At 67.5% G+C, this 10,985-nt stretch carries 10 protein-coding genes; 1 reads left to right on the forward strand and 9 read right to left on the reverse strand.

The window, feature by feature from the left end; genetic code table 11:
- Positions 1-218: 218 nt before the first annotated feature.
- The 5 genes from ACWD68_RS36015 to ACWD68_RS36035 all read right to left on the reverse strand — a co-directional run bounded on the left by ACWD68_RS36015 (position 219) and on the right by ACWD68_RS36035 (position 6,904).
- The gene (locus ACWD68_RS36015) at positions 219-665 is read right to left on the reverse strand and encodes a DUF4279 domain-containing protein (protein ID WP_451810672.1); all 447 of its coding nucleotides are present in this window, start codon (positions 663-665) and stop codon (positions 219-221) included.
- Positions 662-2,524, reverse strand: coding sequence for a polymorphic toxin-type HINT domain-containing protein (locus ACWD68_RS36020; RefSeq protein WP_451810673.1), 1,863 nt, complete (start codon positions 2,522-2,524; stop codon positions 662-664). The genes ACWD68_RS36015 and ACWD68_RS36020 overlap by 4 nt, the downstream gene beginning before the upstream one ends.
- Before the next feature lie 318 nt (positions 2,525-2,842).
- On the reverse strand, positions 2,843-4,297 hold the full coding sequence (gene pntB, locus ACWD68_RS36025) for a Re/Si-specific NAD(P)(+) transhydrogenase subunit beta (protein WP_451810674.1): 1,455 nt from the start codon (positions 4,295-4,297) through the stop codon (positions 2,843-2,845).
- Positions 4,298-4,303: 6 nt separating this feature from the next.
- Positions 4,304-5,860: a Re/Si-specific NAD(P)(+) transhydrogenase subunit alpha gene (locus ACWD68_RS36030; RefSeq protein WP_451810675.1), complete on the reverse strand. Its 1,557-nt coding sequence runs from the start codon at positions 5,858-5,860 to the stop codon at positions 4,304-4,306.
- A gap of 321 nt (positions 5,861-6,181) precedes the next feature.
- The gene (locus tag ACWD68_RS36035; RefSeq protein ID WP_451810676.1) at positions 6,182-6,904 is read right to left on the reverse strand and encodes a hypothetical protein; all 723 of its coding nucleotides are present in this window, start codon (positions 6,902-6,904) and stop codon (positions 6,182-6,184) included.
- A 68-nt stretch (positions 6,905-6,972) separates the two neighbouring features.
- Between ACWD68_RS36035 and ACWD68_RS36040 the strand changes: the two genes are divergently transcribed.
- A complete protein-coding gene (locus ACWD68_RS36040) occupies positions 6,973-7,617 on the forward strand; it encodes a winged helix-turn-helix transcriptional regulator (RefSeq protein WP_451810677.1) in 645 nt (214 codons plus the stop codon).
- A 57-nt stretch (positions 7,618-7,674) separates the two neighbouring features.
- Here ACWD68_RS36040 and ACWD68_RS36045 read toward each other — a convergent pair whose 3' ends face one another.
- The 4 genes from ACWD68_RS36045 to ACWD68_RS36060 all read right to left on the reverse strand — a co-directional run bounded on the left by ACWD68_RS36045 (position 7,675) and on the right by ACWD68_RS36060 (position 10,645).
- Positions 7,675-8,403: a hypothetical protein gene (locus ACWD68_RS36045; RefSeq protein WP_451810678.1), complete on the reverse strand. Its 729-nt coding sequence runs from the start codon at positions 8,401-8,403 to the stop codon at positions 7,675-7,677.
- Between the two features lie 73 nt (positions 8,404-8,476).
- Complete coding sequence (locus ACWD68_RS36050) at positions 8,477-9,313, reverse strand: alpha/beta fold hydrolase (RefSeq protein ID WP_451810679.1); 837 nt, start codon at positions 9,311-9,313, stop codon at positions 8,477-8,479.
- 131 nt (positions 9,314-9,444) lie between these two features.
- Positions 9,445-9,657, reverse strand: coding sequence for a hypothetical protein (locus tag ACWD68_RS36055; protein ID WP_451810680.1), 213 nt, complete (start codon positions 9,655-9,657; stop codon positions 9,445-9,447).
- Positions 9,658-9,691: 34 nt separating this feature from the next.
- Positions 9,692-10,645, reverse strand: a complete 954-nt coding sequence (locus ACWD68_RS36060; protein WP_451810681.1) for a redoxin family protein — start codon at positions 10,643-10,645, stop codon at positions 9,692-9,694.
- Between the last annotated feature and the right edge of the window lie 340 nt (positions 10,646-10,985).

The raw sequence follows: 10,985 nt of genomic DNA on the forward strand, positions 1-10,985 counted from the left end.
CCCGGCGGCGTGCTGGTGGGCCCCACATCACGTGGTCCGAGGTATTGGCCGTGAGCTGAAGCAGCCGGAAGTGCGTCGTGCAGAACGGCTCGTACGAGGCGACCATTGGCTGTCCGTCGTCCGCTGTCCGTCGTCCGCGACACCTCACCATCCGGTTCACCGCCCGCCACACCCTCGGACGGTGAACCGGACACCGGTCATCGACGTTCCGACACGGCCTACCCGGAGCCGGGTTCGCCCCGCTGGTCGTCGCAGTCGTGGTAGACGTACTGGTCGATGTCCAGCGACGCCCCGGCCTGGGTCAGCCAGGCCAGCAGGGCCGCGCTCAGGAAGATGCCCTTCTGCCGCGGGTCCTCGGGGTCGGTGACTTTCTGGACGACCACCAGGGAGACGTCGGCGTCCGCGGAGCCGGCCAGCCGTCCCAGGGCCGCGGCGAACTCCGGTCCCCAGCCCAGGACCACCGGTTCGAGATCCTCGGGCCGACCGGACCCGCCCGCGGCCGGGACGTGCCGGATCCACGTCGCATGGCGGCGCGGTGGCGACTGGGGCCGCCGACGGCTGCCGATCGCCGTCGCCTCGTCGGGCTCGGCCCCCAGCCGCACGGAGATCTCCTCCGGCTGAAGGGACTCGCTGACCACCCTCAGGTACATCCGGAAGGCGCTCACGGCCGGTACCTGTAATTCGTCGGAACCAAGATCTTCCCGTCCTTGCTCACGAGGACGACCCTGCCCTCGCCGTCGCGCATCGCGTCGAACCGCGACACGTTGTTCTTCCCGACCCAGTCGGCCTTGAAGGCGTGCGGGTCCTCCCCGACGCTCTTCAGCGCCTTCTCGAGCTGCTTCTCCTTGATCTTGACCAGGGAGCCGCGGTCGATGGCCGCGGCGTCGGGGATCTCTCCGCGGATGAAATCACATGACGCGTTGTGGACGAGTACGGGAGTCGCGCCGGCCAGCACGTAGTAGGTGTGCAGGTCGTTGACGGTCAGGTTGTAGGCGCCCTGCGGCTCTTTCCAGTGCGTGACCTTGTCGATCCGGACTCCTGTGCCGTCCGGGGCGCGCAGGGTGTCACCGGAGTTGAGGTCGCGGGCGTCGGTCCACCGCCGCTGGTTCTCGACCCAGAAGGGGTGATGGTCGGTCGCGGTGAGCGCGGACCGCCCCTCTCCCGCCTCTCCCGCGTCACCGGCCAGGGTGACGCCGGTGAAGTCCTCGTCGTCGGGCGTGTAGATGGTGTCCTCGACCGGGCGCGAGCCCGTGGTCCCCGCCTCCGGGTCGCCGGCCAGGACGCTGTCGCCGACGGTGATCTGCTCGATGGGCAGGGTGGTGCCGTCTCCCATGAGGACCCGCGTGCCGGCCGGGAAGCTGTTGCACTCGGGCATCCTGTCGCCCTTGCGGGCGGCGCGGATGTCCTCCGGGAGCAGCTTGCCCCCGTACTTGAGCCAGCGCATGACCGCGAGCGAGCCCAGCACCCGGTCGGTGCCGCTCACCTGCTCACCGGTGGCCAGGTCGGTGCCGGTGATGGCCTCGATGACGCCCTTGCCGTCCCCGATCCCGGGCAGCAGGTTGAGCAGCATCGACATCCGGCGTTCCTGCGCGGCCCGTTCCTCGGCAGTGGTGTCCTTCGAACCGATCCTGTCGGCGAGACGGGAGAAGTCGAAGTCGAACTCGGGTATTTCGCGCAGCTTCGATGCGGCCTTGCCGATGCCCTCGACGGCCTTCCTCGTCTCGTTGAGCCCCTTGTCGGCCTCCTTGACGCCCTCGTTGAGCTTGTCCATCCCCCGGTTGGCCTTCTCGATGCCCTTGTTGGCCTTGTCCAGGCCCCGGTTGACCTCCGCCGTGGCCTTGTTCATGTCGTCGAGGGCGCCGTTCATCTTGTCGAAGCCGGCGTTGATCTGGTCCAGGCTCTTGTTGATGTCCTTGAAGAAGCCCGCGATGTCCCAGGTGTCCTTCGCCGGCCGGTCGTCGACGGGCTTGGGGTCGGGGTAGTAGTCGCCCACCGCGACGGCGAGCACGGCGAGGGCCTCGACCGACTCCGTGTGGGCGTCGAGGATCCGGGAGGCCTTCACGACATCGGTGCGCAGCTTGTCCACGTGCGGCTTGGCGGCCTTGAAGGCCTTGAGCGTCTGCTCGTAGATCTGCTTCTTCTTCGCCGGGTCGGTCTCCTTGTCCGGATCGAGCAGGAGGGAGGGCTTGAGCTTGTGCAGCTCGGTCAGCGCCTTCTCCAGCTCCTTGAAGGAGGTGCCCTCGTCCTTCATCGCGTCACGGGTGACGTAGAGGAAGACGCCAACGCCCAGGCCCAGTTTGGCGGACTTGAGGGCGAACTCCTTGAGGCAGGCGGGCCGTTCCAGCAGAGGCTGGGAACCGCAGCCGGAGTACCGCGCCACCTTGGCCGCGATCTCCAGCAGCGTGGGCTCCGGCTCCCGCTTCGGCGGTGGTCCGGCCGCCGCGGCCGTGCCCACGCCCGCGCCCATGGTCAGGCACAAGGCGGTCGCGAGCGTGACGATCTTCTGTTTGACGTGCAGGTGCATGTGTTCCTCAGTGCGCGGACCCCGAGGCGCCGTTCGACGGCGTGGGCCCGCGTTTCCCCCGGGCGGCCGGGCCGCCCTCGTGTTGCGTGCGTGTGGAACGCGTGGTCGCAATCACCGTAAACCGTTACCAGCAGTCATGATCAACTCAAAGTTGTACGTGCTGACAGGGGGCCGGCCCGGAAAGCACACGGCCCACCGACTGCCCTCCCACGCGAAGAGTGCGTGTGACAGGGCGGCCGGTGGGCCGTGCCGAGAAGCAGGGACAGGGATGGCGATGCGGCCGCGCGTGAAGCGGAAGCAAGCCGCAAGGCCCGGGCCCTAGCGGGCGAGGGCGGCTTCGCTCGGTGCCTGGGTGCGGGGGTCGGAGGTGAGGGCGCGAAGGATGTCCTCGACGCTCTGCTTGGCATCGCCGAAGAGCATGCCGCTGTTCTCGCGGAAGAACAGCGGGTTCTGCACGCCCGCGTAGCCGGACGCCATGGAGCGCTTGAAGACGACGACCTGCTCCGCCTCCCACACCCGCAGCACCGGCATGCCCGCGATCGGGCTGGTGGGATCCTCCTCCGCGGCCGGGTTGACGGTGTCGTTGGCGCCGATGACCAGGACGACAGAAGTGTCGGCGAGGTCATCGTTGATCTCGTCCATCTCCAGGACGATGTCGTACGGCACCTTGGCCTCGGCCAGCAGCACGTTCATGTGCCCGGGCAGACGGCCCGCCACGGGGTGGACGCCGAAGCGGACGTCCACGCCGCGCTCTCGCAGCTGACGCGTGAGCTCGGCGACCGGGTGCTGCGCCTGTGCCACGGCCATGCCGTAGCCGGGGGTGATGACGACGGACCGGGCCTGGGTCAGAAGCTCAGCCACCTCCTGGGCGTGGATCTCGCGGTGCTCGCCCTGTTCCTCGTCTCCGCCTGCGGGGGCCTCGATGCCGAATCCGCCCGCGATGACCGAGAGGAAGGACCGGTTCATCGCCGTACACATGATGTAGGACAGGTAGGCACCCGAGGATCCGACCAGCGCGCCCGTGACGATCAGCAGGTTGTTGTCGAGCAGGAATCCCGCGGCCGCCGCGGCCCACCCGGAGTAGCTGTTGAGCATGGAGACGACGACGGGCATGTCGCCGCCGCCGATCGAGGCGACGAGATGCCAGCCCAGGACGAGCGCGAGCACGGTCACGGCGATCGTCAGGCCGAGGCTCGGGCTGATCGTGAACCAGACCGTCAGCGCCGCGAACGCCACCAGCGCCGCGACGTTGAGCGCGTTCTTGCCCGGCAGAACCAGCGGACGGGACTTGACGCGCGCCGACAGCTTGAGGAACGCGACGATCGAGCCGGTGAAGGTGACCGCGCCGATGAAGATCCCGATGAACACCTCTGCGTGGTGGATCTCCAGCAGGTCGGCCGTGACGTGCGTCTGCGCGGCTCCGTGCGCCTCGACCTCCAGATAGCTGTTCCAGCCGACCAGCACCGCGGCGAGACCGACGAAGCTGTGCAGCACGGCGATGAGTTCGGGCATCTGGGTCATCTCGACCTGCCGCGCTCGCCAGATGCCGATCGCGGCGCCGAGCACCATCGCGACGACGATCAGCGCGACCGCGCCCGCGGTGATGCTCTGTGCCGCGAGCACGACGGTGGCGACCAGGGCGAGGGCCATGCCGGCGATGCCGTACACGACACCGGCACGGGAGGTGCGGTGCTGGGACAGTCCCGCCAGGCTGAGGATGAACAGCAGGGCGGCGACCAGGTCCGCAGCATGGGAGGCTGTGGTTGAAGTCATTGCGGCTCAGCCCTTCGAGAACATGGACAGCATGCGGCGGGTGACGGCGAAGCCGCCAAAGATGTTCACGCTCGTCAGCAGGATCGCCACGAACGAGAGAGTGGTGACGACCGCGCTCTCGTGCCCGATCTGCAGCAGCGCTCCGATCACCACGATCCCGGAGATCGCGTTGGTGACGGACATCAGCGGCGTGTGCAACGCGTGGTGCACCTTGCCGATCACGTAGTAGCCGATCACCACCGCCAGCGTGAAGACCGTGAAGTTCGCCGCGAGTTGCGCCGGTGCGAAGGCGACCAGGGCGAACATCGCCAGCATGCCGGCGCCGATCAGCCCGAGCCGGGCCGCCGGGGTGAGCCGCGGCTCCTTCGGCTGTGCGACCGCTGCCACGGGGGCGGGCTGCGCGGCGGCCGAGGCCGAGACGGCCACGGGCGGCGGAGGCCAGGTGATCTCGCCCTCGCGCACCACGGTCACCGCCCGCTGGACCACGTCGTCGAAGTCGATGACGAGGCGACCGTCCTTGCCGGGCGTCAGCAGCTTGACCAGGTTCACCAGGTTGGTGCCGAACAGCTGTGAGGCTTGGGTGGGCAGCCGGGACGCGAGATCGGTGTAGCCGATGATGGTGACGTCGTTGTCGGTGACCACGGTGCGGCCCGCGACGGTTCCCGCGACGTTGCCGCCCTGGGCGGCGGCCATGTCGACGATGACGCTGCCGGGCTTCATCGCCGCCACATCCTCCGCCGTGAGCAGGCGTGGGGCGGGGCGGCCCGGGATCAGCGCGGTCGTGATGACGATGTCCACGTCCTTCGCCTGCCCGTGGTACAGCGCGGCCGCGGCACGGTCGTAGTCGGCGGAGGTCGCCTTGGCGTAGCCGTCGGTGCTCTCCTCCTGCGCGACGTCCACCGCGAGGTATTCGCCGCCCAACGACCGCACCTGGTCGGCCACATCCGGTCGCGGATCGGTCGCCCGAACGATCGCGCCGAGACTGGAGGCGGCGCCGATGGCAGCCAGCCCGGCCACACCGGCGCCGGCCACCAGCACCTTCGCCGGCGGGACCTTGCCCGCGGCCGTCACCTGGCCGGTGAAGAAGCGCCCGAACACGTGCGCCGCCTCGATCACGGCTCGGTAGCCGGCGATGTTGGCCATGGAACTGAGCACGTCCATCGACTGTGCCCGCGAGATCCGCGGTACCGCGTCCAGGGCCAGCACGGTAATGGGACGGCTCGCGAGCTCCGCAAGAAGGTCTGACCGCTGGGCCGGGCTGATCAGCCCGATCAGCGTCGCGCCGTCGGGCACGCGCGCGATCTCGCCCGGCGAAGGAGAGTTGACCTTCAGTACGACGTCCGCCTGCCAGGCGTCGCCTATCTGGGCCCCCGCGTCACAGTAGGTGTCGTCCGCGAAGCCTGACGCCGTGCCGGCGTCCGACTCGACGACGACGTCGTAGCCCAGCCCCACCAACTGGCGCACTGTGGCAGGCGTCGCCGCGACACGGGTCTCCCCGGGAGTGGACTCGGCCACTACCCCGATGCGCTGGGGCGGGTGGTGGGCCGGTTCTTGTGCGGGCATGGAGATGTCTCCCTCAGCGGGCGCAGATGTGCTGGCACGAAAGTTTGATCAGGGGGAGTCCGCACCCCTTGGACGCAGGAACTTACATGGTGGAGCAGGCTGTTTGGCACAGCGCGCTACCGTGACTTGTTTCACGCCAGGTCTGTCGCCGACAACACCATGGCAGGGCGCCGCGGCGACTGCATGCGAGTGGGCCTTGAGGGGTACACGGCCGCCATCGGCCTCCTTGCTGAAGTCACTTCTCCGTATGTGCAGCGTTCCAGAGCACGAGGCTGCACGGTGGACGGCCGCGCGACGGCCCCCCCCCGCACGGTGGGTCGTTCAGCTGAACTTGATGTCGTCGAGGTCGAGCGTGATGGGGATCCAGGACAGATCCGGGGTTCGGTCGTCGAGGCGCGTGAGGACGTGCCGCTCGGTAGGCACGACGATTCCGTCGACGCTTTCGGCTTCGCGGATGTAGTGGGCGACGGGCGTGTCGCCATTGACCTTGGGTTGGTAGTCCATCCTGCGCATCGACCCGGCGTCGTCGAAGTAGTAGAGCTGGGTCGTGCTGTGGGAGTCGATCGAGTCGGGGAACGTCACGCTGAGGACGCGCCACGTGTGGTCGTCCTCCGTCCACGGCTCCACCTCGTGGGCTTCGACGCCGGGCCAGGTGAAGAGGTACGGCTCGACCAGGTAGTGCCATGTGGCATAGCTGCGGAAGTAGGCGATCTGCCCAAGGCTCCACGAGGTGTTCGGAGTGAAGCCGTCGAACGTCGCCCGAGGGCTGTCCAGCACCTCGATGACCTTTCCGGCTGCGTCGGCAACGGTCACCCGGTCAGCCTTCTTGTCGAAGACGACTGTGCGGCCGGTCGACTCCTGAACCTGTCGGATGTACCCCTCCTGGATGTGCGCCTCGGTGATCTCGGTGCCGGCGAAGTCGGTGTGCCCCTTGAACTCCCAGAACGGGCCGCCGTAGGTGATCCGTGCGGTGACGGCCGAGAGGCTCTGCCAGCGGTCGAGCCCACCGTGCGCTTCGAGTACGCGGGCCAGTAGCGCATCCATGCTTACTCCTAATTTAGGACTGATTGGTTTTACAGTAACACCAGTCAGTGTCGGTTTACCATTGAGGCATGTCGCAAAGGACGTATGAGGACGCTTGCGGGGCCGCTCTGGCCATGGATGTGGTGGGCGAGCGCTGGGCCATGCTCGTCGTGCGCGAGCTGCTTTTCGGTCCCAAGCGCTTCAGGGATCTGCGCCTCGGGGTGCCCAAGGTCAGCCAGAACGTGCTGAGCCAGCGCCTGAAGGAACTGGAGGCGAACGGCGTCGTGCGCCGTGTGGAACTCGGGCCGCCGGTGAGCTCGCAGGCCTACGAACTCACCGAGTGGGGACAACAGCTGGAACCCGCGCTGATCGCGCTGGCCCGTTGGGGCGCGCACGTGCCCGTCGAACCCGATGCCGACAGAAGCACCGACGCCTTCATGCTGCTCGTCAAGGCGCTGTATTCCCCGCCCGCGACCGGAGCGCCGACGATGGCCGTCCGCCTGCTCGTGGGTACGGACTCCTTCGACGTGCAGGTGGACGGCGCCTCAATCGAGGTGGCGCGAGGCGCGCACGCGCAGACAGACGCCATTGTCCGAGGCGATGTCCGGGTGCTGTGGGACCTGATCTTCACTGACATGACCGTTGCGTCCGCCCTCGACGCGGGCGTCCTGGAAGTGACCGGAGACCGGGCCGCGGCGCAACGCTTCTTCACCCTCTTCGGCCTGCCGGCCTGACCTCGGGCAGCTCATGCTCGCCAGGCGAGCGAGCCTGGCGAAGCAGGGTCTGCGGACTCAGCGGTGGAGCCGTACGTCGCCGACGTCCAGGAGGATGCCGCAGAAGCCGTGGTCGGCGATGTCCATCTCGTTCCTGAGCAGCACCCGCCTGCGCGTCGGAACAATCAGCCCGTCGAAGTCCTGATGCTCGGACGTGTAGTGCGCGACGTTCGCCCCTCCGTTGACTTCGACGTCGTAGTCCATGCGCCGTTGCAGACCCGTCGCGGCGTCGAAGTAGTAGGTCTGTTCCCTGCTGTGGCTGACGATCGACTCCGGGAAGGTGACTTCGAGGCGTCGCCAGGTCTCACCGTCTTCCTCCCATGGGTCGGTCTCCCGCGTCTCGACTCCGGGATCAGTGAACAGCAGCGGCTCGGTGAGGTATATCCAGGTGGCGTAGGAGATGAAGTAGCCCATCTGCGTCGGCGACCACGGGGTGTCTCCCTGGTAGTCGGCCATGCTTGCACGGGGCGCGGACAGCCGATCGGCCACCTCGCCGTCGGCGTCGGTGATGGTCACGACATCCTCGGCCGCGTCGAAGTGCAGGGTGCGGCCTTCGCCGAAGGGGCTCATGGTGATCTGCTGCCGTTCGAGAAGCGCAGTCACCGTTTCGACTCCGAGGAGGTCGGGCTGGCCCTTGTACGGCCAGAACACTCCGTACACGTGCACCGTGGCGGAGATGGTCCTGGCGCCCTCCCACCGTTGCGCACCACCGTGCTGAGCAAGGACGAATTCCAGCAGGTCTGTCATGCGGTCCAACTCCCTAACGACTGCGCTCGTGAACCCCGGGGCCTGCCGACCCGCCGCTGCCACGCGGTCGAGGTCACCGGCCGAGGAAGACGTTCACCTCTGCGGCGAACTCGGCCGGGTACTGGAACAGGAACCCGTGAGCCGCGTCCGGATAGATGCTGACCCTCACGTTGGGCAGGTGCTTCGCGAACAGGTACGTGTTCTCGGTGGGAAGCATCACGTCGTTGTCCCCGTTCGCCGCCAGGACGGGTTGAGTGATCGCGGCCAGGCGGGACAGGCGGCTCTCATCGGGGACACCCCAGCCGGCGATGGCCGACAGCTGGGCATCACGGGCGGCCAGGTCGGTCGACCGGTCAGGCTCCCTGTCGCGGCTGGAGATCCGCTTCAGGTAGTCCGCTCCCAGGGACCTGCTGGTCTCCGTACGCTCGAAGAACAGCGTGAAGAGGTCTTCCGCGTCCTGTGCCTCACGGAGAGCAGCCTCCAGCAACGCGCCCCGCCACCCGTGGAAGTTGTTGCCGCCCTGCGGGGCAGTTCCGGCGAGGACGATCCTGCGGATCTCGTGAGGGCGGATCAGCGCCATTTCTTGGGCGACGAAGCCGCCCATCGAGAAGCCGAGCAGGTCGTACCGTCTGACTCCGAGGGCGTCGAGGAATTCCACCGCGTGCACTGCCATCTCCTGAACAGTGCTGGGCACGCGTCCCGTTGACCCGCCGACGCCGGCGTTGTCGACGAGAATCACTTCGCGTTGTGCGGCGATGGAGTCCACCAGAATCGGATCCCAGAGATCCAGGTTTCCCCGGTAACACTGCAGAAAGACCAGGGGAAGTGCGGATGTCTCGGAGTTGCCGAACCGCCTGTAGGCGTAGCTCACACCACTTACGGCCGCGACGGTCTGTATCGGTTCAGTCATCTGTGTGGTCTTGTCAGGCATGATTCCATCTCCCCGTCGATCTCGACTGCGAGTGCTCGATGCCCTTTTGGTGGCGCTTTCTGGGGTGTCATCCGAAATTCCTCCGTAACCTCCAGGCCGGCGCCTGGGAGTTACGGATCACGGTGCCGTCCGGAATGGCTGCCGATGAGCAGGACGAGCCCGGTGACCAGCGCCAAACCCACAACGATGGCTGCCGCTTGGATCTCCAGAATGGCGAGCACGACGAGCAGGGCCAGCGAGAACAGGCAGCCGACCGCGACCTGGATGTGGGTTCGGTTCGTCCTCTGGGGTTCTCTCCAGGGGCTTCCCTCGTGGTACGTCATCGCGCGCCTCCGGGCATGCGTCCGCTGTCCGGCCCTACCCGAAGGTGAATGCGTATGCTCGGGCGCCGGGTTGACGAAAAGTGATTTGAAGAGTCTGCTCGCGGACTGTGCCCTGGGTGCGTATCAGCTGGTAGAGGCGGCTCTCGTCGAGTACGCCGTTGCCACCCGCGTCGACGTCCACGCCTCGGGATCCGCCGGGTGCCTTGCCGTCGACGAGCACACGGAACTCAATGGGCTCCACTGTTTCCCTGGCCAGCACGAGATGAGCGTCGCGGGCCTGGAACTGGCAGGCGATGCCTCCGTCGGGCTGGTCGAGCAGAACGTCTTCCCGCGTGACCGTCCACGTGCCGGTCAGGGCCCAGTGGTTCGGCTGCAGGTGCTGTGGGACTTCGTAGACGCGGGGGACGTTCAGGACGACCCCGCCCGGTGCTTCGAAGGTCTCTGTGCGGATGAAGCCTAGGTAGGTCTCGGGCGTACGGAGATGGGCCCAGTCCGCGTCGGCCTCCACGCCGTGTCCTTCGGGGGAGACGAGGTCGCGCTCTATTCCGAGCATCTGTTGGATCAGACGCTCGGATTGCGGGTACCGCCCTTCGCCGAAGTGGCGGTCGCGGATCATGCCTTTCGCATCGACGAAGTAGAGCGCCGGCCAGTATTGGTTGCCGAAGGCCCGCCAGATCTTGTACTCGTTGTCGACAGCGACGGGGTAGGTGGTTCCCCGTGCCGCCAGGGCCTGTCGCACGTGGTGGATTTCGTGCTCGAACGAGAATTCCGGTGTGTGGACTCCGATGACCACCAGGCCGTCATCTCGGTAAGCCTGCGACCAGGCGCGAACATATGGTTGAGTGCGCAACCAGTTGATGCAGGTCAGGGTCCAGAAGTCCACGAGTACGGTCTGCCCGCGCAGCTCGGTAGGGCTGAGAGGTCCAGAGTTCAGCCACTTGGTCGCCCCGTCGAGCGGGGGCATGCGCGTACGCTCGAGCACAGTCATCTCACGGGTCTCCTTGTCCGGCGACATCGTGCCGACCCGTCCACGATGGCCCAGGTCGGCGCGCGTCGCCCCCGGGGATTCCCCGGGGTGGCCCCCGTGTGCGACCCCGGGGGCGGCTCAGGCCGCCTGCCAGGTGTCACATCCCCTCAACGCCGCTCATGAGCGGGGAGGGCCGTACTGCCCGCACGCCGGTCCAGGACGTCCCGAACCGTCGCCGTCGTGGCGCTGATACGGCAGGAGCGGTGCGGGGGGGGGGGGGGGGGCCCCCGCGCGGGGGGCTTAAAGGGGGTTGGGGGAGAGGGGGGGGGGGGGTGGGGTGGTTTGTGGTGGTTGTGGTTTA

Source organism: Streptomyces sp. NPDC005141 (assembly GCF_053599975.1).